This is a genomic window from Bradyrhizobium sp. SZCCHNRI1009 (assembly GCF_032487575.1).
Classification (GTDB): Bacteria; Pseudomonadota; Alphaproteobacteria; order Rhizobiales; family Xanthobacteraceae; genus Bradyrhizobium.
In genome coordinates, this window is sequence record NZ_JAUEUL010000001.1 from 533,651 (window position 1) to 557,328 (window position 23,678).

The window sequence follows — 23,678 nt, forward strand, 5'->3', positions numbered from 1 at the left end:
CGCAATCCTGACCGATCGCTTGCGCAAGGGGAAGAGCGGGGGCGGCAGGTCGACGAACTGATAAGTGCGCCACGCATGGCTCGGAGAGAATCGATCTCTCCCGCCGCGTTCTCATCGTCGCGCATCTGTGTTAGGGCTTTCAGCAGTTCCACTTCGCGAGCCCAGCTGATTTCATGCCTCACTACGATCTGATCATTCGCGGCGGTCGCGTGCTCGACCCGGAAACGAAGCTCGACGCCACGGCCGATGTCGCCATCAAGGATGGCGCAATTGCTGCCGTGGGCGATGTCGGCGGGGCTGCCGATCAGGTGGTCGATGCGGCCGGCCTCGCCGTCGTACCCGGCTTCATCGATCTGCACGCCCACGGCCAGTCGCTGCCGGCGGACCGCATGCAGGCGTTCGACGGCGTCACCACGACGCTCGAGCTCGAGATCGGCGTGATGCCGGTGGCGCGCTGGTATGACGAGCAGGCGGCGATCGGCCGCCTTCTGAATTACGGCGCAGCGTCGGGCTGGGTGTTCGCGCGCATCGCGACGATGACGACCCAGCAGACCGCGTCCAACATCGCCGGCATGGGCGAGGCGATGCGCGACAAGCGATGGGTCGAGGAGGTCGCGACCGCGGCCGAGACCGCCGAGATCGTCGAGCGCACCCGGCAGGGTCTGGAGCAGGGCGGTCTCGGCATCGCCTTCCCGAATGCCTACGCGCCCGGCACCGGCATGAAGGAGCTGTCGGAGCTGTGCAGCCTGGCGGCCAGGCACGACGTGCCGACCTACACGCACATCGCCTACATGTCGAACGTCGATCCGCGCAGCTCGGTCGATGCCTACACGCGGCTGATCGGGCTGGCCGGCTCGACCGGCGCCCACATGCACATCTGCCATTTCAACAGCACGAGCCTGCAGGATGTCGAGCGCTGCGCCGAGCTGGTGCAGACCGCGCAGAAGCAGGGCCTGAAGGTCACGACCGAAGCCTATCCCTACGGCACCGGCTCGACCGTGGTCGGGGCCGGCTTCTTCGCCGACCCCGCGTTCTGCCAGCGCATGGGCACCGGCTATGACGCGATCGAGATGGTGGCCGAGCGCCACCGGCTCGGCAGCCGCGACGAATTGCTCGCGCGGCAGCAGGACGATCCCGGCGCATTGGTGCTGATCCATTTCCTCGATGTCGCCGTCAACCAGCGCCACCGCGACCTGCTCGACGTCTCCGTGCTGTTTCCGGGCGGCGCCATCGCTTCCGATGCAATGCCGTGGATCCTGTCCAACGGCACCGACTACACCGGCGACGCCTGGCCGCTGCCGGATGACGCGGTGTCGCATCCGCGCTCATCGGCGACGTTTACCAAATTCCTGCGCGAATGGGTGCTGGACCGCAAGGCGGTGCCGCTGATGGAGGGCCTCGCCAAGTGCACGCTGATTCCGGCCCGGATTCTGGAACCGTCGACGCCCGCGATGCGCAAGAAGGGACGGCTGCAGGCCGGCTGCGACGCCGACATCGCGGTGCTCGATCTCGTGGGCCTGCGTGACCGCGCCGACTTCCTCAACATGAACCGGCCGTCCGAGGGCGTGAGGCATCTGCTTGTCAATGGCCGCGCGGTCATCGCCAATGGCGAGCTCGTTCGCGACGTCAGGCCGGGACAGGCCGTGCGCCGTCCGGTCCTGTCATGAACGTCCCGGTCCTGCTGGTTGCCGGCTCGCTCGGCGCCGGCAAGACGACCCTGCTCAATCATCTGCTCGCCAATCCGGGCGGGCGGCGCATCGCCGCCGTTGTCAACGACTTCGGCGCGGTCGACATCGACGCGCAATTGCTCGGCACTGTCACGGAAGGCGTGATCAGCCTCAAGAACGGCTGCATCTGCTGCTCGCTGCAGGGCGACCTGCTGCGCACGCTGTCCTCCGTCATCAAGCGCGATCCGGCACCCGATGCGATCGTGATCGAAACATCGGGCATCTCCGATCCCGCCGAGATCATCCGCAGCCTGATGGATCCCGTGATCTTCAGGGTCGCGCCGCTGGAGACCGTGGTCACGCTGGTCGATCCGCAGCGGCTGCGCGATGATCCCGGGATCGCGCAGGGCGCGCTGTGGCGCTCGCAACTGCGCGCCGCCGATTTCGTGCTGCTGACCAAGGCCGATCTGCTCGACCGCGCCGCGCTCGATGCGGTCCGCGGCGTCGTCGGCGGCATCAAGCCGCAATCGGCGATCTTCGAGATATCGCATGGCGTCGTCGCGCCGGACCTGCTGTTCAGCCGCGACATTCGCGCGCCGCGAGAGCTGCCCAAGCAGGTGCCGACGATGTCGCAACCTTTCGCAACCCTCACCTGGACCTCCCGTGCTCCGCTGTCGCTGGCCCGCTTCCAGCAGGTGATCGGAAAGCTCGCGCCGCGCACCCTGCGCATCAAGGGCATCCTGCTGTTCACCGGCCATCCGGGACAGCCGATCCTGTTTCAGTCGGTGGCGACGCGTGGCACCTTGGCGCCGTCGCCGGTGTCGCCCGCCGATGGCCTCACGGCGCAGCTCGTGCTGATCGGACGCGAAGGTGAGCTCGATGCCGGCGAGATCGACGCGCTGCTGCACAAGGTGATCGTCGCCTGAGATCGAAGGCCGCGCGTCAGCCCGCCTGCCGCAACGCGCCGTCCGCAGCTTCGGCCCAGGTGCAGCAGCCGCCCCCGGCGCGCTTGGCGGCGTAGAGTGCGCTGTCGACCTGGCGCAGAACCTCGTCCATGGACTCGTCCGTGAGCGGCCGGTCGTTCACCAGCAGGCCGGCGCTGGCGCCGATCACCACGGGAATGTCGGACAGCAGGAACGGCATCGACAGCGAGCGGACCGCCTCGCGCGCGAGCGCCAGCGCCTCGTCGCGTCCGTCCGCGCCGCTCGCCACCGGCTTCAGCAGCATGAACTCATCGCCGCCGAAGCGCGCGGCGAGACCGCCCCGGCCGACACAGCTCGACAGCCGGGCTGCGACCTGACGCAGCAGGTCGTCGCCGGCGTGGTGGCCGTGGCGGTCGTTGACGGGCTTGAAGCCATCGAGATCGATGGCAACGATCGCGACAGTCCCGGTCGTGCGTTCAAGCGCAGCCAGGAAGGCCGCCCGGTTGGGCAGGTCGGTCAGGAAATCATGGTTGGCCTGGCGGGCCAGCGCGTGCTTGGCCTCGAGCCGCTCGATGAACGCGGTGCTGAGATGGCGCGAGGCTTCGCGGATCGAGAACCAGAACAGCACCAGCAGGACGGCCCCGAGCTGATAGGGCAGCTCGGGGCGCATCAGCCCCGCGATCAGCGTGGGGGCGAGCAGCACGGCGGTAGTCGTCAGCACGACCCACGGGCGGATCGCCGCGCGCGACACCATGCCGACGCAATAGGACATCGACAGGCCGAAGGCGATCCATGCGCCCGGAGCATCGTTGAGCTGGAACGCGCGGAAGGTGAGAGCGCCGAGCGCAAGGCCGAAGGCGGCGGCGCCCGCGGCGTACACCTTCTCCCACAGGATCACGTCGCGATCGGACAGGCGTCCCGCATATTGTTTGTAGCGCAGCAGGCTGACCACGCGACCGATGGCGTTGACGATGATCGCGAATGAGATCGCGATGTAGCCGGGATCGCCGTGCAGGACCGCAAGCGTGACCGAGCCGGTGATGGCGGCCGCGTTGATCGACATGACCTGCGGCAGAGACGTGTACAGCAGATCGACGAGCTCGCGCCGGATCGCCGGGTTCGGATGGATGAATCTGGAAAGCAGCCCATGTCCCATGGGACCACCATGGGACACCTTTCCTAACAGTTGATGGGCGCGAACGATTCGCGCGACGAAGGTCCGGAGTTACCTTAAATCTTCGTCAATCGCTCAGGGCGCGCGGCTGGGGTCGCTGGTTGGATAGACCGGCGTCGCCGTCGACATCCGCGAGGGCATCGGCGCCGCCGCCGCCATTTTCGGCGCCTCTGCCCTCGGCGTTTCCGCCTTGATGTCGGATTTTGGCGGGTCGAGCTTCAGCGGCCGCAGCGGCTGACGCTTCGCCATCGCGTCGAGCACGGCGCGGTTCGTCTTCTCGATGCGCTTTGCGGCCGCGACGTCGGCAAAGGCCCGGTCGAATTTGCGCATGCGATAGAACACGATGCCGCGGTCGATATAGGCCTCATGGTAGCGGGGATCGAGCTGGATCGCCGCGTCGAGATCGGCCAGCGCCGCCGCGAAATCGCCTTTCTGGAACGCGGCCATGCCGCGATCGTGATGGGCCTGGGCCTCGTTCGAGGCCGTACCCCCGGCGAGCATGGCATCTGCTCCGCATGGTGCGGTGGCGCCTGCCGCACAGGGCGCGCGATCCTGCTCGGCCGAATAGACCACGTCGACCTTGCTGGCCCGCAGCGGCAGTGGCTCGGTGGACGCCGCGTTGTTGCTGCCCGATGCGTTTCCGACCGTTGTGCCGGCAGCCGCCTCGTTGCCTGCGGCCGCGTCGACGGCCGTCGCCGCATCGGTGGGGCCATCGATCGGCTTGGCGGGAACCTCGTTCGGCTTCACCTTGTTGGTGGCAACCACGATCGGCTCGAGCGGCGCGACGGACGCCGAGGACATGTGCGTGAACAGCAGGTAGCCCGTCAGCGCCAAGGCGGACGCCCCGGCCAGCGCCATCACGCCGGACGCGACCGTGTGAACCCTGGCGACGACCGCGAGCTTGGAATCCTGCCGATGCTCGTCCTGCGCGGCTCCGAGCAGCCGGTCATAGGCCGTGCGCTGCTCCTTGTCGCCGAGAATGTCGTTGGCGCGGATGATCTGTCGAAACCGCAGCGCGGCGTCCGGATCGCCGGGATTGACGTCGGGGTGGCTCTCTTTGACCGCTTTGCGGAAGGCCGCCCGGATATCGTCAGCGTCATCGTCCGGAAGAGCTCCGAGTAAATCGTAAAGCGTCTTCATCGCCGTTCTCGCTGCAGGCTTCCCTCGTCTCCGATCGAAATTCCTACGGCGAATTTACGCTGGAGCACTCGTACTAACTGTTTCCGCTTGGCATGATGGTTGGTCAATCCGGCGGAAAAATGACTGAAAATGGCGAAGTTCGTAGCCATTTTTGCCGTGTTTGACGCCACCGCGTTCGCCCTTCCTCGTCATGGTGCGCGCAATCGCAGATTGAATCGCTGCTTTCTCATCGCCTCTGCCGCCGGACCTTCCTCCATGGTGAAGAAGAAGTTTGAAGCTGGGTTTAACGCGAACTGATCGGCAGGTCAGTTGTGAGCGACAACATGCGATTGCTGCAGCAGTGTGACACCGTTGCACCCGCCCGCGCGAGCCAGGTTCCGCCCGGACGGACGCGTCGCTGGAAGCACTCAGTGCAGAGGGGGGCTGCCCGCGATCATGCGCGTGCTTGCGGAGGCGGCGGCCCGGCCGCTATACCGGCCGCATGACTGAATTTCATGGTGTCTTCCCCTACCTGGCCTCGCCGATCGGCGCGGATGGCACGATCCGGACGGAGGTGCTGGGGCGGCTGTGCGATGATCTCATCCATGCCGGCGTGCACGGCCTGACGCCGCTCGGCTCGACCGGCGAGTTCGCCTATCTCGACCGCGCGCAGCGCATGACCGTCGTCGAGACAACCATCGAGGCCGCCAAGGGCCGCGTCCCCGTGATTGCCGGCGTGGCCTCGACTGCGATCGCTGATGCGGTGGCGCAGGCCAAGGCTTACCAGAGGCGCGGCGCAACCGGCATCCTGGCGGTGCTCGAAGCCTACTTCCCGGTCAACGACGCCGGTATCGAGGCGTATTTCCGGGCGATTGCCGATGCCGTCGACATTCCCGTCGTCATCTACACCAATCCCCAGTTCCAGCGCTCCGACCTGTCGCTCGACGTCATCGCTGATCTCGCCGAGCATCCGCGCATCAACTACATCAAGGACGCGTCCGCCAACACCGGTCGGCTGTTGTCGATCATCAATCGCTGCGGCGACGCCATCAAGGTGTTCGCGGCGTCCTCGCACATTCCGGCGGCGGTGATGCTGATCGGCGGCAAGGGCTGGATGGCAGGGCCGGCCTGCATCATTCCGCGCCAGAGCGTCGAACTCTACAATCTCTGCAGGGCGACCTGCTGGGACGATGCGATGCTGCTGCAGAAGAAGCTGTGGCGCGTCAACGAGGCCTTCGCCCGCTTCAACCTCGCGGCCTGCATCAAGGCCGGCCTGTCGATCCAGGGGTACGACGTCGGCGATCCCGTGCCGCCGCAGGCCCCGCTCTCGCCCGAGCAGCGCAAGGTCGTCGAAGAGGTGCTGCGCAGCCTGGCGTGACGCTGGTCGGGCTTGACCCGGCCATCCATCCCAACGGAGACGGGATTGTGGATGCCCGGGCCTTCGCTGGGCCGAAGCGGTTTCGGCTGCGCAGGCGGGCCAAGCCCGGGCATGACAGTGCGGTATGACGCACCAGCACAATCATGGCTTGGCCAGCGGAACATCGATCCGCTAAAACCCCATGCAATTACATTGAACTGACCAAGGATTCCCGAATGAACATTCTTCCCAACAATATGCGGTTTGGTGCGGGGCAGCCCGTCAAGCGTCTGGAGGACCAGCGGCTGCTGACCGGGAAGGGGCAGTTCATCGACGACAAGGCGGAGGACGGCGCGCTGTGGCTCTACGTGCTGCGCTCCCCGCATGCGCATGCCAGGATCCTGTCGATCGACACCGCCGCCGCCCGCGAGATCGCGGGCGTGCAGGCGATCTACACCGGTGCGGACCTCGTCGCCGACGATGTCGGCACCATTCCGACATTGGCGATCTTCAAGCGTCCCGACGGCAAGCCGATGACGGTGCCGCCGCGCCGCCTGCTCGCCCATGAGGTCGTCCGCTTCACCGGCGAGGCGGTCGCGGCCGTGGTCGCGGCGTCGCGCACGATCGCGCAGGAAGCGGCGGAAGCGATCGCCGTCGACTACGAGGTGCTGCCGGCGGTGACCGATCCGGTGAAGGCGCTCGAGCCGGGTGCGCCCGTCGTCTGGGCCGAGGCGCCGGACAATATCGTTGCCGCGATGAGCTATGGCGATGCCGCCAAGGTGGAAGAGGCCTTCTCCAGCGCCGCGCACAAGGTGTCGCTCGACATTGCCAGCCAGCGCCTGGTGCCCTCGGCGATGGAGCCGCGCTCGACTATTGCCGAGATCGAGAAGAAGACCGGCCGGCTGCTGCTGTACGTGCAGTCGCAGACGCCGGCCTCGACCCGTGACGTGCTGGCGGAAGCCGTGCTGAAGCGGCCGAAGGAAAGTGTGCGCGTGCTGGTCGGCGACATCGGCGGCGGCTTCGGCCAGAAGACCAACCTCTATCCTGAGGACGGCATCGTCGCCTATGCCGCGACCAAGCTCGGCAAGAAGATCCGCTGGCGCGCCGAGCGCACCGACGAGTTCGTCGGCGGCACGCATGGCCGCGACCTCACCTCGACCGCCGAGTTCGCTTTGGACGCCAAGGGCAAGGTGCTGGCCTATCGCGTGCGCTCGATCGGCGCCACCGGCGCCTATTCATCGGGTGCGGCCAACATCATTCCGCTGGTGCTCGGGCCGTTCGTGCAGACCGGTGTCTATGACCTGCCGCTGGTGCATTTCGAGGTGAAGACCGTGATGACGCATACCGCACCGGTCGGTGCCTATCGCGGCGCCGGGCGTCCCGAGGCGGTGTTCATCGTGGAGCGCCTGTTCGACACGGCCGCGCGCCAGATCGGGATCGATCCGCGCGCGATCCGCAAGGCCAACTACATCAAGCCGGCGCAACTGCCCTACACCAACGCCGTCGGCCAGGTCTATGATTCCGGCGCCTTCGCCCACATGCTGGAGCGCGCGTCCAAGCTTGCGGACTGGGACGGCTTCAATGCGCGCAAGCGCGAAGCGAAGAAGCGCGGCATGCTCTACGGCCGCGGCCTCACCTCCTACATCGAATGGACCGGCGGCCGCGCCCACACCGAGAAGGTGTCGCTGCACGCGACCTCCGAGGGTCGCGTCATCCTGCACTCCGGCACCATGGCGATGGGGCAGGGATTGCAGACCACCTACACCCAGATGATCTCCGACACGCTCGGCATCCCGCTCGACAAGATCGACGTGGTGCAGGGCGACACCGATCTCGCCACCGGCTTCGGCAGCGTCGGCTCGCGCTCGCTGTTCGTCGGCGGCACCGCGGTGGCGGTGTCCTCCAACGATCTCATCAGCAAGGCGCGCGAGAAGGCGTCGAACCTCTTGGAGACCGCGGTCGAGGACATCGAATATCGCGACGGCGTCCTCACCGTCGTCGGCACCGACCGCCGCATCAGCCTGTTCGAGATCGCGCAGAAGGAGCAGGGCGCCAAGCTGTCGGTCGACAGCGAGGGCGAGGTCGATGGTCCGAGCTGGCCGAACGGCACCCATATCTGCGAGGTCGAGATCGATCCGGAGACCGGCATCAGCCGTGTCGTGCGCTACGCCACCGTCGACGACGTCGGCGTTGCCGTCAATCCGATGCTGGTGGCCGGCCAGATCCATGGCGGCGTCGCCCAGGGCATCGGCCAGGCGCTGTACGAGAACGTCGCCTACGATGCCGATGGCCAGCTCCTGACCGCGACCTATCAGGACTACTGCATTCCGCGCGCCGACGACGTGCCGCCGATCGTCGTCACGCTCGATGATTCCGCGCCCTGCAAGACCAACCCGCTGGGCGCCAAGGGCTGCGGCGAATCCGGCGCCATCGGCGGCCCGCCCTGCGTCACCAATGGCGTGATGGACGCACTGTTCGAGCTGGGCATCACCAATCTGCAGACCCCGCTGACGCCTGAGAAGGTATGGGCGGCGATCCGGGATGCGAAGGCCAAGAAGGCGGCGGCGTAAGCATAACTTCACTTCTCAGACCGCCGCATCCGTCTGCCGCTTGCCGGCATTGAGGATGCGGCGGTCAGGCCACCGCAGACGAGATGCTACCCGCGGATGGCGATGCCGCGGCCACATGCACTGTTGATGAAGCAGGCGCGCAGCGCGTCGTCGAGCTGGTCGGACCGTTTGCCGTTCAGAGCGAGGTCCGGAAAGCCATGACCCCGCAGGTAGACCTGCATCTGCAGGATCGCGCGATTGCCGCCCAGCGCGACGATGGTTTCGAGGTCCTGCCTGGCATCCGGCTCTCGTCCGGTGCGGGTGAGGATCAAGGCGCGCTGCACGAACATGTTGACGAGGTCGGGTCGGGCCGGGCCGGGAAGCACCCGCTGTCCGGGCGGACCGAGAACCTTGTTCAGGTCGGCAAGCGCTGCGCTGTCGTCTCCCAGCCCGGCCAGTATCGTCGCCCGCATCTGCAGCGCCTGGAGATCAGACCCCGCCGCGAGGATCGCATCGAGATCCTCCTTGGCGCCAGCCGCCTTGCCGGTCTGCAGCCTGATCTCGGCGCGTGTCATGCGGCTTCGCCGATCGTCGGGCTCGATTGCGATGGCCCGATCGAGATCCGCCTCCGACTGCTCCGGCCGGCCGCTTCGGTTTGCAAGGATGGCCCGGATCCAGAGCGCATCGACCGATGGCGGGTTGCGGACGAGGGCGTCGGTGGCCAACTGAAGCGCGGCCTGATCGTCCTGACCGATGAGGATGAAGGCCATGGTCGCCAGCGCGTCGGCATTCTCAGGGGCGGCCTGCAGCGCCGCCTTCACGTCGCGCGTGGCCTCGGTCAGCTGGGCGGGTATCCTTAGGCGGGCGCGGAGCAGCAGCGCCGGCACGTTGCCGGGCTGCTCGGTAATGGCAGTATCAAGCTCGGCGATCGCCTGCGGCAGCCTGGCGATCTCGGTGAGCTGACGCGCGCGAACGACGCGCTGCTGCGAACGGACATCCGCCGGCAGTGTTGCTGAAACTTCCGGCGGATCACATTCGCCGCGGGCTCTCGCCGGATAGGGCAGCTTGCATGTTCCGAAGCCGAAGGAGCGGATCGGGCCCGCCGTTCCAAGCATGTCTTCGGCGAGAGAGGGCGTGCCCAGCAGCCCGGCGATCAGGATGAGCGGGATGGCGGAGCGAATGCGGGATGTCATCGGAGGACTCACTTGCAGAGCTTGTCGAGCATGCAGGCGCGGATCGCGTCCTTGAAGTCGGGCGTCAGTTCGTCAGGCGCCTGGTTCGAGCGCCAATAGCCGGCGGTGCGCAGCGCCAGAACGGTCCGCTTGAGCACCGACTCTTCGATGCTCACGGCCAGCACCATGTCGTCGAACGCGAGATCGGTCTCGTCGAGTTCCCGATGCATCAGTGCACGCATGCGGAACGCCTCGCCGGATGGCGGATCAATCGCCGCGGCACGATCGAATTCGGCGATCGCCTCGCGGAATTGCTGACGCTTGGCGTGGATGAGCCCGAGGTCGAAGAAGGTCTCATATTGCTCGGACCCGAGCGATTTGGCTTCCTGCAGGTCGGCAAACGCCTCCTGCTCTCGTCCGGGTCTGTAGGTGAGCAAGTGGCCCCGTGCCGTGAGCGACAGGGGAATCCGTCGATAGGTTACGGCAGCGTTCAAGTCCTGCTCTGCACGGTCAAACTGGCCGACTGTCCAGTAAATGCGCGCGCGGTTCTTCAGAGCGACGATGTAGAAGTCGAGCCGGTTACCATAGCCGTCGAAATAGGGCTGCAGATTGATCTCGTCGGGACCGAGCGCAACCAGCGCGTCAGCGGTCTTCAGCGCTTCGTCGAAGCGGCGCAAACGCTGATGACTGTCGCTGCTGAGCAGCAGCGCATACTGGTTTCTCGGCGCGATCGCCAAGGCCATGTCATAATAGCGGATCGCGGAGCGGTCGTCGCCGGCGTCTGCATAGGAGGCGCCGACGCGCCAGATCGCATTCGGATTGGACGGATTGAGCGTCAGGACCTTCTCGATGAGTGAGTGGCTCAGTGTGAGATCGCCGAGACGGGACGCCGTCGTCGCGCGGGACAGCAGCAGTTCTTCATCGGTCGGCATCAGCGCGATGGCGGCATCGTAATCCTTCGCTGCAAAGTCCCACCGCTTCGTGTGATAGTAGCCCGAGCCTCGAACCGAGAGGGCGCGGCCACGCTCGGCCGAGGATGTGTTGGGCTCGGCAAGGATTCGGGAGCAGGCCGCAATGACGATCTCGGGGGAGGTCCTGAGCAGGGACTTCGCGCATTCGCCGTCCTGATCCGCGGCGGTTGCCGGTGCGGTGCATGAGAGACTGGCCGCTGCAACAATTCCTAGAACGGCAAGCCGTACCATGGTGGTTCCCCTGATGCTGGGAACGACATACCGTTGATTTCAGAACGGGCGTGTAATGAAACAACTAAAGGTTTAGCCATGGGGCTGGGGTGGTAGTTCCAGGATCACGCTGAAGTCGCCCGCGCTGCCCGCAAACCGCAGGTTTCCGCCGTGGGCCTCCGCGACGTCCTTGGCGATCGCAAGCCCAAGCCCCGATCCATGCGAGCCGTCGCCCTTCTGAAACGGCGCCAGCAGTCCGGTCTGCGCCTCCTCGGCGATCCCCGGCCCATCATCCCAGACGACGATCGCGACACCCGCCGCCGCCTTCTCCACCCTCACCATCAGCCGCGTCCGCGCGCCATGCGCCAGCGCGTTGTGGATGAGGTTGGCAAGCGCCTCGCGCAGGCTGATGGCGTCGGCGGCGACCACCGCGTTCTCCTCCGACGCCACGAAGCTGACCGAGACCTCCCGATCCAGCGTCAGCGGCACGCTTTGCGACAGCACCGATTTCGCCAGCGCATTGATATCGGTCGCCGCGAAGCGCGGCGCCTGGGCGCGGTGCTGGATCATGGCGTGATCGAGCAACTGGCTGGTGAGACGGGCGAGGTCGGCGATGCGGCCGCGCAGCCGGTCGAGCGCCTTCGGGTCCTTGGTCTGATCGCTCAGCAGCTCGACCTCGGCGTCGATGGCCGCGAGCGGCGTGCGCAGCTGGTGGGTGGCGTCGGCGATGAAGCGCTGCATCAGCGCGATGCGCTCGGCGAGGCGCTGCATGAAGCCGTCGATGGCGCCGACCAGCGCGCGCACCTCGCGCGGCGGCGTGATCGCGATCGGGCTGAGATCATCGGGGCGACGCTTGACGATCTCGGCCTCGATCCGCGTCAGCGGCGCGAACACCAGCCGCAGGCACAGCGCGGTCGCGACCAGCGCCAGCAGGCTCATCGCGGCGATCAGGCCGATCGCCTTCGAGGCAAGATCCCAGGTCAGCGCGTCACGGGCGCGCAGGGTCTGCGCCAGCACGATCTGGCTCCAGCCATCGCCGGGCGCGCCGTCGAGCTTGCGCGCCACCGCGGCGATGCGCACGGCCTGGTCGCGATAGACGCCGTCGCGCAGCACCACGCCCTCGCGCAGCGCCCTGGTGGGCACGGTGACGGCGAGGTCGTCATAGCCGGCGATGACGACGCCGCGCGGGTCGGTGACGCGATAGAACACGAGGTCATAGGCCGACAATGTCGCGAACGCTGCCGCCGGCGGATCCAGCGTCACCACGCCGCCCTGCATGTAGATGTTCTCGGCGATCTGCACCGCGCCGCCGGCGAGCAGCTTGTCATAGGCGTCGCGCGCGGCGGTCGCGGCATATTGCCAGGCGGCGAGGCTGAGCACGACGGCGCCCACGGCCAGGATCGCGCCGATCGCGATCAGCAGCCGCGCGCGCAGCGAGGTCCTGAGGTCACGAAGCGTGGAGCTGATAGCCAAGGCCGCGCTCGGTCTTGATTTCGACTGACGTCGCCGCCAGCTTGCGCCTGAGACGTGCGACGAACTGCTCGACCGCGTTCGGGCTCGGGTCCTGGTCGAAGCTGAAGAGCTGCTCGACCAGCTCCTCCTTGGCGACGTAGCGTCCGGGGCGTGCGGCGAGGATTTCCAGCACGGTCAGCTCGCGCCGCGTCAGGTCCAGCGGTTGGCCGGCGACGCTGGCGGTGCGCCCGGCGCGGTCGATCACCAGCGGCCCGAGGGTCAGCAGATTGTCGGACTGGCCAGCCGCACGCCGGAGCAGCGCACGGGCGCGCGCTTCGAGCTCGCGATAGTCGAACGGCTTGATCAGGTAGTCGTCGGCGCCGAGATCGAGCGCCCCGATCCGGTCGTCGACTGCCGAGCGCGCCGTCAGCACGAGCACCGGCGTGCGCAGGCCGCGCTTGCGCAGATGCTTGAGCACGGCAAAGCCGTCCATGTTCGGCAGCATCACGTCGAGCACGATCAGGTCATAGGTCTGCACCTCGATCAGCTCGCTCGCGGTGCGGCCGTCCTTCTCCCAGTCGACGGCATAGCCGATCCGCTCGAACCGGCTGGTCACGGCGGCGCCGATCTCGGGCGTGTCTTCCACCAGCAGGATGCGCAAGGTCTTCGTCTCAGTCCCGGAGTCAGGTTCGCGTCAGTCTCCTCCTCTATCACTTCGAATAAGGGCGCCGAAGTGCACCAGCGAAATTTCGCACTGCAATATAGAGGAGGGGAGGACGATGACCGTCCATCAATCGCCATCTCAGTTCGAGCCGCTGCTCTCGGTCGAGGGCGTGACGCTCCAGTACAAGACGCCGGACACCCTGGTCACGGCGACCTACCGCGTCGATTTCAAGGTGTTCGATGCCGACCGCTTCGTGCTGCTCGGCCCCTCCGGCTGCGGCAAATCCACGCTTCTCAAGGCGATCGGCGGCTATCTGAAGCCGACCGAGGGCCGCATCCGGCTCAAGGGCCACGACGTCAGCGAGCCCGGCCCGGACCGCATGATGGTATTCCAGGAATTCGACCAGCTGCTGCCGTGGAAGACCGTGCGCGAGAACGTCGTATTCGCGCTGACCGCCAGCGGCCGGCTCGGCACGGCCGAGGCCAACGAGCGGGCGAAGTCCTATATCGACAAGGTCGGTCTCACCAAGTTCATCGACTCCTATCCGCACATGCTCTCCGGCGGCATGAAGCAGCGTGTCGCGATCGCCAGGGGCATGGCGATGGAGCCCGACGTGCTGTTGATGGACGAGCCGTTCGCCGCCTTGGACGCGCTGACCCGGCGCAAGATGCAGGACGAGCTCTTGCAGCTCTGGCAGGACACCCGCTTCACCGTGTTGTTCGTGACGCATTCGATCGAGGAGGCGATCAAGATCGGCTCGCGCATCCTGCTGCTGTCGCCGCATCCCGGCCGCGTCCGCGCCGAGCTCAACAGCGTGCCGCCGGGTACGATGGGTTCGCCCGAGCAGGTCGCGCTCGAAGGGCGCATCAACGACATGCTGTTCGGCCATCACTGAGACGAGGAGAGCATCCATGAGCGAGACGCTGGCGCTGCGCCCGGAGATCGTCAATGCAGACACGCCCCTCGGCGACGTCAAGGTCGAGGCGAGCCTATCCTGGCTGGAGCGCATCTACCGTATCGGTGCGGTCCGCAAGGCCATCATCCTGCTGGCGCTCGCCGCGCTGTGGCAGGCCTATGGCCTGTGGCTCGGCAATCCCCTGTTGTTTCCGACCTTCACCGACACGCTCTCCGCCTTCTTCGAGAACATTGGCAACGGCATCATCCCGGCGCGCACCCTGGTGTCGCTGGAGACGCTGCTGATCGGCTATGGCATCGGCATCGCGCTGGCCGCCGTGCTGACCACGATCGCGATCGGCTCGCGGATCGGCGCCGACATGCTGGAGGCGCTGACCTCGATGTTCAACCCGCTGCCGGCGATCGCGTTGCTGCCGCTGGCGCTGATCTGGTTCGGCCTCGGCAAGGGCAGCATCATCTTCGTGCTGGTGCATTCGGTGCTGTGGGCGATCGCGCTCAACACCCATTCCGGCTTCCGCTCGGTGTCGAATACCTTGCGCATGGTCGGCCTGAACTACGGCCTGCGCGGGTTGAAGCTGGTGCGCTTCATCCTGATCCCGGCCGCCTTCCCGGCGATCCTGACCGGTCTCAAGGTCGGCTGGGCTTTCGCCTGGCGCACCCTGATCGCAGCCGAGCTGGTGTTCGGCGTGTCCTCCGGCTCGGGCGGCCTCGGCTGGTTCATCTTCGAGAACCGCAACCAGCTTGAGACGGCGAACGTGTTCGCCGGCCTGTTCACCGTGATCTTCATCGGTCTCGTCGTCGAGAACGTCGTGTTCGCCACCATCGAGCGCAAGACGGTGCAGCGCTGGGGCATGCAGCACTGAATTTCGAGTTATAAGCACAACAACAAGGAAGGAGACGACCATGTCCTGGAGCAAATCATTCACGGCCGCCGCGCTCGGCCTCGCCGCGCTGCTCGGCGCCATCGGTGCCTCGCAGGCCGAGGTCAAGGAGATCAGGCTCTCCAAGGGCTACGGCATCCTCTATCTGCCGCTGATCGTGATGGAGGATCAGAAGCTGATGGAGAAGCAGGCCGAGAAGGCCGGGCTCGGCCCGTTCAAGGTGAACTGGCAGATGCTCGACGGCGGCAACATCATCAACGACGCGATGATGGCCGGCTCGCTCGACATCGCCGGCACCGGCGCGCCCGGCTTCATCACCTTGTGGGCCAAGGCCAAGGGCATTCCAGCGGTGGAGGTGGTCGGCGTCAGCGGCCTCAGCTCCACCTCGCTGTGGATGAACACCAACAATCCCGAGATCAAGTCGCTGAAGGATTTCAAGCCGAGCGACAAGATCGCCCTGCCAGGCATCAAGACCTCGCTGTCGGCGGTCATGCTGCAGATGATGGCGGCGCAGGAGTTCGGCAAGGAGAACTACGCCAAGCTCGATCCCATGACCGTCGGCCTGCCGCATCCGGAGGCGCTGGCGGCGCTCACCTCGGGCAAGACCGAGATCACGGCGCATTTCACCTCCCCGCCGTTCTCCTACATCGAGCTGAAGGATTCGAAGATCCGCCGCGTTGCCAATTCCGCCGACGTGCTCGGACGGATGACGATGGACGTGGTGTTCGCGCCCAAGCGCTTCGTCGACGCCAATCCCAAGGTCGTGCAGGCGTTCCTCGACGCGCTCGACGAGGCCTGCACGCTGATCGCCAACGACAAGGCTGCCGCGGCCGAGATCTACGCCCGCACCGCCAAGGTGAAGACCACCAAGGAGGACGTGCTGGAGATGCTGCAGGACAAGGACACCTGGTTCTCCGCGACGCCCGAGGGCGTGCTGAAGATCGCCGAGTTCATGCACGGCGTCGGCTCGATCAAGGTCAAGCCCGCGAGCTGGCAGGACATGTTCGTGACCCAGCTGCGCGACCGCAAGGGCAGTTGAGCGGGAGTTCGGCGAGTCGGTTGCAAGATTGCGTCTCAACTGCCTCCGCCCGTCTTTGCGAGCGCAGCGAAGCAATCCAGGGTGGTGGGCGGGACTCTGGATTGCTTCGCTCGCGCTCGCAATGACGGCGGAGGGTATGTCCTCCAACGCTGCCTGAGCCCCGGAACTTCCCTGAACCGACCCACCGGCCGCCGCGACCCATGTCCGGCGGCCGGCTGCCGTCATTGCGCCGTCGCCAAAGCTGTGCTGTGTGAAGGCGGTACAACCGGATGAAGAGGGGGACGCGCGATGCGGAGATTGCTGACCGTGCTGGCGGCGCTGATGACGCTGAGCCTGACCAATTGCGGCTACAACGTCATCCAGACCAATGACGAGCAGGTCAAGGCGGCCTGGTCGGAGGTGGTCAACCAGTATCAGCGCCGTGCCGACCTCGTGCCCAACCTGGTCAACAGCGTGAAGGGCTTTGCCCAGCAGGAGAAGGACGTGCTGCTCGGCGTCACCAACGCCCGCGCCAAGGTCGGCAGTGTCCAGGCCACGCCCGACGTCGTCAACGATCCCGCGGCGCTGCAGAAGTTCCAGGCGGCGCAGAGCGAGCTGACCTCCGCGCTGTCGCGGCTGCTGGTCGTGACCGAGAACTACCCGCAGCTCAAATCGGACGCGCTGTTCCGCGACCTGATGTCCCAGCTCGAAGGCACCGAGAACCGCATCACGGTGGCGCGCAACCGCTACATCAAGGCGGTGCAGGAGTATAACGTCGGCATCCGCACCTTCCCGAACAATCTGACCGCGATGGTGTTCGGCTACAAGGAGAAGGCCAACTTCACCGTCGAGAACGAGCGCGAGATCTCGGTGGCGCCGAAGGTCGACTTCAACGCGCCGTCGCCTGCGCCGTCGAAATAGCCGGAGCCAAGGAATCGTGCGCGCGCTGCCGGTCCTCAAGGCGCTGCTTGCGACGCTGTTCGTCTGCCTCGCGACGATCGTGCTGGCGGACGTCGCGGTGCCGCAGCTCACCGGCCGCGTCGTCGACCAGACCGGCACGTTGTCCTCCTCGGACATCGCGGGCCTCACGCAGAAGCTGAAGGACCTGGAAACCCGCAAGGGCAGCCAGGTCGCGGTGCTGATCGTGCCGACGACGCAGCCGGAGACCATCGAGCAGTTCTCGCTCCGTGTCGCCGAGGCCTGGAAGATCGGGCGCAGGAAGGTCGACGACGGCGCGCTGCTGGTGATCGCCAAGAACGACCGCAAGCTGCGCATCGAGGTCGGCTACGGCCTCGAAGGCAGCCTCACCGACGTCACCGCGCGTCGCATCATCGACGAGGTCATCACGCCGAAATTCCGTACCGGCGATTTCGCCGGCGGTATCGATGCCGGCATCGACCGTATCATCGGCGTCATCAACGGCGAGACCCTGCCGGTGCCGCAGCCGCAGGCCTCGCATGGCGACGACCTGGATTTCGATTCCATCACCTCGTTCGCGCCGGTGGCGCTGTTCGGCGCACTGGTGATCGGCGGCTTTCTGCGGACGCTGCTCGGCCGGCTGATCGGCTCGCTCGCGACCGGTGGCGCCATGGGCGTGCTCGCCTGGCTGATGGTGGGATCGGTTGGGCTGGCGGCGCTGTCGGCGATCGCCGGCTTCGTCATCGCCTTCGTTGCCGACGCCTTCGGCGCGATGACGCCGGGCAGCGGCCGCCGCGGCGGCTGGTCGAGCGGCTCGTCGTCATCAGGCTGGAGCAGCGGCAGCTCGAGCGACAGCGGCAGCTTCTCCGGTGGCGGCGGCAGTTTTGGCGGCGGCGGCGCCTCGGGCAGCTGGTGAGGACGGGGCGCGCGACCATGGGCATCAGGCGGATCGGCCGGCATCTCCTGCAGCATCACTGGCAGCTCAGGCGCATCTTCACGCCGGCTGTGCTGGCCCGCATCGAGCAGGCGATCAAGGACGGCGAGCGCACCCATGCCGGCCAGCTCCGCTTCGTCGTCGAGGGCGCGCTCGACGGCCGGCCGCTGTGGCGCGACCAGCCGCCGCGCGAGCGCGCGCTCGACGTGTTCTCGCAATTGCGCATCTGGGACACCGCGCACAACAACGGCGTCCTGATCTACCTGCTCTTGGCTGATCGCGACGTCGAGATCATCGCCGACCGCGGCATTCATCACCGCGTCGGCGCCGAGGGCTGGGAGACGATCTGCCGCGCGATGGAGGCTGAGTTCCGCGCCGGACGGTTCGAGCAGGGCGTGATGCAGGGCATCGCGGCCGTGTCGCGCGAGCTCGCCAGGTACTTTCCGCCGCATGCGGGAGAGACGAACGAGCTGCCCGACGCGCCAGTGGTGCTGTAGCGCTGATCGTACCAGTCGCACTCACTTCGCCGGTCGCGCTCATCCTAGCTGGATGTGAGCGCGCCCCCTCTTGCCCCGTCATTGCGAGCGCAGTGTTCAGCCCGGGGACATGGCTGACAGGTGTTCGGAGACATGGTTGACACCTCAAAATTGGCTCGATTCGTCAAGCAAAGGGGCGAGCGATGCCGTGGCGAGAGGTGTCTGTCATGGACCAGCGACGAGAGTTTGTGATGCTTGCCAAGCAGGAGGGAGCCAACCGGCGGCAGCTGTGTCGGCGGTTCGGCATCAGCCCCCAGACCGGCTACAAATGGATCGAGCGGTCTGACGCCGGCGATACGACGCTGGCGGACCGGTCGCGGCGGCCGCATCGAAGTCCGGAGCGCACCGCAGCTGCGACTGAGCAGCAGATTGTCGCGTTGCGCGATGCTCACCCGGCCTGGGGCGCGCGCAAGCTCGCGCATCGTCTCGATCGCGATGGGCAAGCTGTCCCGGCGATCTCCACCGTGCATAACATCCTGCGCCGCTACGATCGGGTGACGGAGCCTGGCGGCACGCCCGGGCAGCCCTACACGCGGTTCGAGAAGGATGCGCCCAATCAGCTGTGGCAGATGGACTTCAAGGGACACAGTGCGCTGGAGAACGGTGTGTCTTGTCATCCGCTCACCGCGCTGGACGATCACTCGCGCTTTTCCTTGTGCCTGGCGGCCTGCGACAATGAGCGCGGCTCTACGGTCAAAGGACATTTGGAGACGACGTTCCGCCGCTATGGACTGCCGGATGCGATGTTCGTCGACAACGGTGGCCCCTGGGGCTTTACTCTCGAAGACCCCTGGACCGCGTTGACGGTCTGGCTGCTGAAGCTCGGCGTTCGAACGATCCATAGCCGGCCCTATCATCCCCAGAGCCGCGGCAAGAACGAACGCTTCCACCGCAGCCTGAAGGCCGAGGTCTTTGCCTTCAAGCGTTACAGGGACCTTCCCGATGTCCAGCGGGCACTCGACGAATGGCGAGCCGTCTACAATCTCGACCGCCCCCATGAGGCTCTCGACTTCAATGTGCCGGCAAGCCGCTATCGGCCCAGCCAACGCACCATGCCGGATCGCCTTCCGACGGTGGACTACGACGAGGGGGAGATCGTCCGTTCCGTGTCGAGCACGAAGGCCTATGTCAGTTTCGAGGGACGGCTCTGGAAAGTCCCTCAAGCCTTTCGCGGTGAGCGACTCGCTATTCGTCCACTCAGCCAAGACGGAAAATTCGGAGTTTTCTTTGCCGCTCATCAGATCGCAGCGATCGATTTGCGTGACCCCAAAAGTGTCAACCATGTCCCCGAACAGGTGTAAGCTATGTCTCCGGGCTAAACAGCAGCCAAGCAATCCAGAGTCCTGCCCTCCACCCTGGATTGCTTCGCTGCGCTCGCAACGACGCGGATGGAAAATACGTCCACAACTCACACCGTCGCAGCTCAGGCGCCGTAGCGTTTCGCCATCGCCTGCGCCAGCTCGGCCATCTTCGCGCGCAACTCCGGCGGATCGAGCACCTCGGCCTCGGGGCCAAACCGCAGCAATTCACCCGCGGCGTGCCACAGCGTCGTCCCGGTCGGGATCGTCGCGATGCGCCAGCCATCGGCGTCGGCCTCGTCGGCGAGGCGCGTGCGCGCTCGCACGTAAGGCTGGCTCCACACCTCCAGCAGCCGCACGCCGAGCGGCGACAGCCGCACCGTGGCCGTCTTCGGATGCAGCTCCGCCTCCAGCCGCTCCGTCGCGACGCGCCAATAGGCGGCGAGATCGAAATCGGCGGGCCGGGCGAAGCTGTCCGCGGTCACGCGGCAGTCGAGAATGCGCGCGACCCGGTAGGTGCGCACGCTGCCCTCGACCTGCCCGGCGAGATACCAATTGCCGCCCTTCAGCACGAGGCCGAGCGGCGCGACGTGGCGGCGCTTCTCGGCGCGCCAGGTCTGATAGCGGACGTCGACCATGACGTCGCGGAGCAGGGCGTCGGCAATGACGCGCAGATGCGGCGGCTCCTCGGACTCGCCGAACCAGCCAGGCGCGTCGAGATGGAACCGCGCCTGCATGCGGCCGGCATTGGCGCGCAGGCTCTGCGGCAGCGCCGCCACCAGCTTGGTCTGCGCCGCGCTCATCGCGTCGTCGAGCCCGAGGGCTGCGGCGGGGCCGGGCAGGCCCGCCATGAACAGCGCATCGGTCTCGGCCGGGGACAGCCCGTTCAGCCGCACGCGATAGCCGTCGAGCAGGCGGAACCCGCCTTCGGCGCCGCGCTCGGCATAGACGGGGATCCCCGCCGCGGCGAGCGCGTCGATGTCGCGGTAGATCGTGCGCACCGAGACCTCGCAGGCGCCTGCGAGTTCGGGCGCCGTGACCTGTCCCTTGGCCTGCAAGGTGGTGAGGATGGAGAGCAGCCGGCTCGCGCGCATGACGTTGTTTAAACATACCTGACACGCCTTGTCAGGTATGGTGTGCGACAAGCCCGCCACCGCAGCCGGCAATGGGAGGAGACCATCATGACCGCCGACAACAAGATCACGCTGTATTACTCGCCGCAGACTCGCGCCGCGGGCGCGCGCATCCTGCTCGAGGAGCTGGGCGCGCCCTACGATCTGCATGTCCTCAATATGAAGGCGGGCGAGCAGCGCAAGCCGGAATTCCTGGCCGTCAATCCGCTCGGCAAGGTGCCGACGATCGGACATCGCGGCCAGATCGTGACCGAGCAGGTCGCGATCTTCATCTATCTCGCCGATCTGTTTCCGCAGGCGGGGCTGACGCCGGCGCTCGACGATCCCATGCGCGGACCTTATCTGCGCTGGATCGCGTATTACGGCGCGTCGTTCGAGCCCGCCGTGATCGACCATTTCATGAAGCGCGAGCCCGCGCCGGTCACGCAGTCGCCCTATGCCGATTACGACACGATGCTGGGGGCGCTGGAGCAGCAGCTCGCCAAGGGGCCGTATCTGCTCGGCGAGCGCATGACCGCCGCCGACGTGCTGTGGGGTGTCGCCTTCAACTGGACCATGATGTTCGGCGTGGTGCCGCGCAAGGACGTGTTCGTGCGCTACGCCGAGCGCATCACCCAGCGTCCGGCGTTCCAGCGCGTCACCGCTGCGGATGCCGAGATGGCGGCCCAGCACGCGGCCGCCGCCGGCGTCTGAGCGCCGGCATCGATACAATCGAGCGAGGTCCCGCCGGCGACGGGACCTCGCTGATGTGATTGCACGTTGTCCGCCAGGCGCGGGTCGCCAGATGTCGGGCTTCCCGCGGCGGCGTCGCTAGTTCAGGCTGATCCCCGTGAGCGGCGTGCCGTCGACGCCGTTGTTGCTGATTGCGTTGTTCTTGAAGGACGAGACGGAGCCGCCGCCGGTCTGGACGACGCCGTTGGAATTGCCCTGGATGACGGAATTTCCCAACGTCACGATGGCGCCGCTGCCGCTTGCCAGAACGCCGGTGTTGTTGAACTCGGAGGTCAGCCGATCGAGAAACACCCCCATCCCCGGCTTTCCGGCCGGGACCGTGGCGGATATTCCGGCATTGCCATTTTCGATGGTCCTCGTGTTCGAGACGAGCACGCTGATCGCGCTGCTCGAATTGGCGGTCGAGACCGTGACGCCGAACGCCGACGCCTTGAGCGAGGAGTCCGCGATCACCACCTGTGCCGCACCGGTCGGCGCGACAGAGATTGCGCTTTGCGAGAAGTTCTCGAAGGTACAGTTCTCGATGACGAGCTTTCGGCCGGCGAGAAAATTGACGCCGTTGAGGCCGAGGGTCGTGCCGGCGCCGTTGATGCTCAGATTGCGCAGGATGATGACATCGTTGGCGCCGGCATTCACATTGATGCCGTTGGTCGCCGACGCCAGGACCGAGGCCATGGTCCCCCCGCCGTCGATGGTGATCGACTTGGTGATCGTGACGGCGCCGTAGCCGCCGGGATCGAGCACGTCGATCTCACCGCCGGCGGCGGTCTTCGAGATCGCGCCGGCGAAGGTCTTGCAGGGCGCAGTCCGGCTGCACGGGTTGACGTCGTCGCCGACCCCGGACACCCAGGTCCGCGTCGCCTGCGCGTGCGCGCCCGGCGAGGCCAGGATCAAAAGTGCGACGCACAACAATCCGATCGAAGAAATGAGCTTTCGCATGAGCGCTCCCCTTGAAATGCTGAAAATGAAAAATAACCCGAACACAGAGTATTAGTCTACGAAAGCAACCAGAGCGTTCATCGAAAACAACAAGGCCGGCGGCACAATATACAATCTATGATTGTGTATTGACCAGGGGCGATCTCGACGGTGCGGCACCGTCATCGTTGTTCCGGTCTCTTGGGGGCCATAACATCCTTAGGCTTCGAAAGTGCTCCCCGGCAGGAATTGGTATCCGCGGCATCAGAAAACAGCGGTCTGAAAAGAAGCGCCTCATGTTCCGCGTGGTGCGATCAAGATCTTCTGGATCAATCTGCACGCTCGAGCCCGTGAATCGATCAGTGCTCGTCATTGTGACCTCTACGTCGTAGCTGCCGCCTTCATATTTGCTGTCTGCGTAGAAGCAGAATTCATATTCGTGTTCCGGTCGCAGAAGCGGAATCCCGGTTCGGGGCATTTGGCCGGCGCCGCCGATATGGAAGTTGCCGGGCTCGTCGGCATATCCCACCGGATCATCGGGCCGCACGCCTTTGATGGCCGGCTGACAATCGATGCGCATTGCTCTCTTCGGTTTCTCGTTCCTCGCTCGGCTAACGCTTCCCTCAAGGTTCTGGTGCAGGCCCGTCCTATCAGCCAAGCAGGGAGCCAGCCGTCCGATGTCGAGAACTGGCGTTCAGTTGGCTGACAAGCATGCCTTCCGTCTGTCGATGGCATTGCAAGACTGAATGGCATTGCAAGACTGATAGCATTCGCAAGCCTACAGTCGTCCATCGACCACTGACCCGACGGGCAATTCCCGCATCCCTCTTATGCGCCAACTGCCCGTCGAGCCAGTTTGTCGCACGCTTGCCGGCTTGCAGCGTCGGGCAAATCACGACGATGATCCCGGCCATCCCGCCTGCGATGAAGAGGGACGTTTCGGCCGATCGTCACGAGGCGTAGCAGCGGGGAGCGGTGGCCGTGTCGGACTTGGGGCTTTGCGCAAGCGGGCCGGCGAGCAAGCGCGGTACGGACGGTCAAGTCGTAGGGTCCTGGCATCCCGATGCCGATGTCAAGTTCGCATGCAGGCTTCGCCTCGTGCGGATGACGGTGACCAGAAAGCCCGGCGCACCGGGG

The 23,678-nt window shown here is 66.1% G+C and carries 22 protein-coding genes; 13 read left to right on the top strand and 9 right to left on the bottom strand.

The features are described from left to right. Positions 1 to 173: 173 nt before the first annotated feature. A complete protein-coding gene (locus QX010_RS02470) occupies positions 174 to 1,667 on the top strand; it encodes an amidohydrolase family protein (RefSeq protein WP_410051914.1) in 1,494 nt (497 codons plus the stop codon). After that, positions 1,664 to 2,593: a GTP-binding protein gene (locus tag QX010_RS02475; protein ID WP_316177381.1), complete on the top strand. Its 930-nt coding sequence runs from the start codon at positions 1,664 to 1,666 to the stop codon at positions 2,591 to 2,593. The genes QX010_RS02470 and QX010_RS02475 overlap by 4 nt, the downstream gene beginning before the upstream one ends. 16 nt (positions 2,594 to 2,609) lie before the next feature. On the opposite strand, the gene QX010_RS02480 is transcribed toward QX010_RS02475, so the two are convergent. Then, complete coding sequence (locus QX010_RS02480; protein ID WP_316177382.1) at positions 2,610 to 3,746, bottom strand: GGDEF domain-containing protein; 1,137 nt, start codon at positions 3,744 to 3,746, stop codon at positions 2,610 to 2,612. 93 nt (positions 3,747 to 3,839) lie between these two features. Continuing rightward, complete coding sequence (locus QX010_RS02485) at positions 3,840 to 4,904, bottom strand: J domain-containing protein (RefSeq protein WP_315804822.1); 1,065 nt, start codon at positions 4,902 to 4,904, stop codon at positions 3,840 to 3,842. 129 nt (positions 4,905 to 5,033) lie between these two features. On the opposite strand from QX010_RS02485, the gene QX010_RS02490 reads away from it, so the two are divergent. From QX010_RS02490 to QX010_RS02500, 3 genes are all read left to right on the top strand, one after another. Continuing rightward, the gene (locus QX010_RS02490) at positions 5,034 to 5,201 is read left to right on the top strand and encodes a hypothetical protein (protein WP_315804823.1); all 168 of its coding nucleotides are present in this window, start codon (positions 5,034 to 5,036) and stop codon (positions 5,199 to 5,201) included. A 184-nt stretch (positions 5,202 to 5,385) separates the two neighbouring features. Next, positions 5,386 to 6,261, top strand: a complete 876-nt coding sequence (locus QX010_RS02495) for a dihydrodipicolinate synthase family protein (protein WP_316177384.1) — start codon at positions 5,386 to 5,388, stop codon at positions 6,259 to 6,261. Between the two features lie 215 nt (positions 6,262 to 6,476). Further along, the gene (locus tag QX010_RS02500) at positions 6,477 to 8,810 is read left to right on the top strand and encodes a xanthine dehydrogenase family protein molybdopterin-binding subunit (RefSeq protein ID WP_316177386.1); all 2,334 of its coding nucleotides are present in this window, start codon (positions 6,477 to 6,479) and stop codon (positions 8,808 to 8,810) included. Positions 8,811 to 8,896: 86 nt separating this feature from the next. Here QX010_RS02500 and QX010_RS02505 read toward each other — a convergent pair whose 3' ends face one another. From QX010_RS02505 to QX010_RS02520, 4 genes are all read right to left on the bottom strand, one after another. Continuing rightward, complete coding sequence (locus tag QX010_RS02505) at positions 8,897 to 9,982, bottom strand: hypothetical protein (protein ID WP_316177388.1); 1,086 nt, start codon at positions 9,980 to 9,982, stop codon at positions 8,897 to 8,899. Positions 9,983 to 9,990: 8 nt separating this feature from the next. Then, the gene (locus tag QX010_RS02510) at positions 9,991 to 11,163 is read right to left on the bottom strand and encodes a tetratricopeptide repeat protein (RefSeq protein WP_315804827.1); all 1,173 of its coding nucleotides are present in this window, start codon (positions 11,161 to 11,163) and stop codon (positions 9,991 to 9,993) included. Positions 11,164 to 11,235: 72 nt separating this feature from the next. Further along, a complete protein-coding gene (locus tag QX010_RS02515) occupies positions 11,236 to 12,615 on the bottom strand; it encodes a sensor histidine kinase (protein WP_316177390.1) in 1,380 nt (459 codons plus the stop codon). Further along, on the bottom strand, positions 12,590 to 13,255 hold the full coding sequence (locus tag QX010_RS02520) for a response regulator transcription factor (RefSeq protein WP_315713962.1): 666 nt from the start codon (positions 13,253 to 13,255) through the stop codon (positions 12,590 to 12,592). Before QX010_RS02520 ends, QX010_RS02515 begins: the two co-directional genes overlap by 26 nt. Positions 13,256 to 13,373: 118 nt before the next feature. Between QX010_RS02520 and QX010_RS02525 the strand changes: the two genes are divergently transcribed. From QX010_RS02525 to QX010_RS02555, 7 genes are all read left to right on the top strand, one after another. Further along, a complete protein-coding gene (locus tag QX010_RS02525; protein ID WP_316177392.1) occupies positions 13,374 to 14,153 on the top strand; it encodes an ABC transporter ATP-binding protein in 780 nt (259 codons plus the stop codon). A 16-nt stretch (positions 14,154 to 14,169) separates the two neighbouring features. Next, positions 14,170 to 15,036 carry an ABC transporter permease gene (locus tag QX010_RS02530; RefSeq protein ID WP_316177394.1) on the top strand — a complete coding sequence of 289 codons (867 nt, stop codon included), beginning with the start codon at positions 14,170 to 14,172 and terminating at the stop codon, positions 15,034 to 15,036. Positions 15,037 to 15,076: 40 nt separating this feature from the next. Next, positions 15,077 to 16,093 (top strand): ABC transporter substrate-binding protein, encoded by a 1,017-nt coding sequence (locus QX010_RS02535; RefSeq protein ID WP_316177396.1) that lies wholly within the window; start codon positions 15,077 to 15,079, stop codon positions 16,091 to 16,093. Positions 16,094 to 16,381: 288 nt separating this feature from the next. After that, positions 16,382 to 16,993 (top strand): LemA family protein, encoded by a 612-nt coding sequence (locus QX010_RS02540; protein ID WP_316177398.1) that lies wholly within the window; start codon positions 16,382 to 16,384, stop codon positions 16,991 to 16,993. Positions 16,994 to 17,009: 16 nt separating this feature from the next. After that, the gene (locus QX010_RS02545) at positions 17,010 to 17,906 is read left to right on the top strand and encodes a YgcG family protein (RefSeq protein ID WP_316177400.1); all 897 of its coding nucleotides are present in this window, start codon (positions 17,010 to 17,012) and stop codon (positions 17,904 to 17,906) included. Positions 17,907 to 17,923: 17 nt separating this feature from the next. Further along, positions 17,924 to 18,421: a TPM domain-containing protein gene (locus QX010_RS02550; RefSeq protein WP_316177402.1), complete on the top strand. Its 498-nt coding sequence runs from the start codon at positions 17,924 to 17,926 to the stop codon at positions 18,419 to 18,421. 182 nt (positions 18,422 to 18,603) lie between these two features. Beyond that, a complete protein-coding gene (locus QX010_RS02555; RefSeq protein ID WP_315800828.1) occupies positions 18,604 to 19,761 on the top strand; it encodes an IS481 family transposase in 1,158 nt (385 codons plus the stop codon). Between the two features lie 122 nt (positions 19,762 to 19,883). Here QX010_RS02555 and QX010_RS02560 read toward each other — a convergent pair whose 3' ends face one another. After that, positions 19,884 to 20,852 carry a YafY family protein gene (locus QX010_RS02560; RefSeq protein ID WP_316177404.1) on the bottom strand — a complete coding sequence of 323 codons (969 nt, stop codon included), beginning with the start codon at positions 20,850 to 20,852 and terminating at the stop codon, positions 19,884 to 19,886. Between the two features lie 87 nt (positions 20,853 to 20,939). On the opposite strand from QX010_RS02560, the gene QX010_RS02565 reads away from it, so the two are divergent. Then, the gene (locus tag QX010_RS02565) at positions 20,940 to 21,584 is read left to right on the top strand and encodes a glutathione S-transferase family protein (protein ID WP_316177406.1); all 645 of its coding nucleotides are present in this window, start codon (positions 20,940 to 20,942) and stop codon (positions 21,582 to 21,584) included. A 117-nt stretch (positions 21,585 to 21,701) separates the two neighbouring features. On the opposite strand, the gene QX010_RS02570 is transcribed toward QX010_RS02565, so the two are convergent. After that, on the bottom strand, positions 21,702 to 22,562 hold the full coding sequence (locus tag QX010_RS02570) for a right-handed parallel beta-helix repeat-containing protein (RefSeq protein WP_316177407.1): 861 nt from the start codon (positions 22,560 to 22,562) through the stop codon (positions 21,702 to 21,704). 115 nt (positions 22,563 to 22,677) lie between these two features. Then, on the bottom strand, positions 22,678 to 23,121 hold the full coding sequence (locus QX010_RS02575) for a hypothetical protein (protein ID WP_316177408.1): 444 nt from the start codon (positions 23,119 to 23,121) through the stop codon (positions 22,678 to 22,680). Between the last annotated feature and the right edge of the window lie 557 nt (positions 23,122 to 23,678).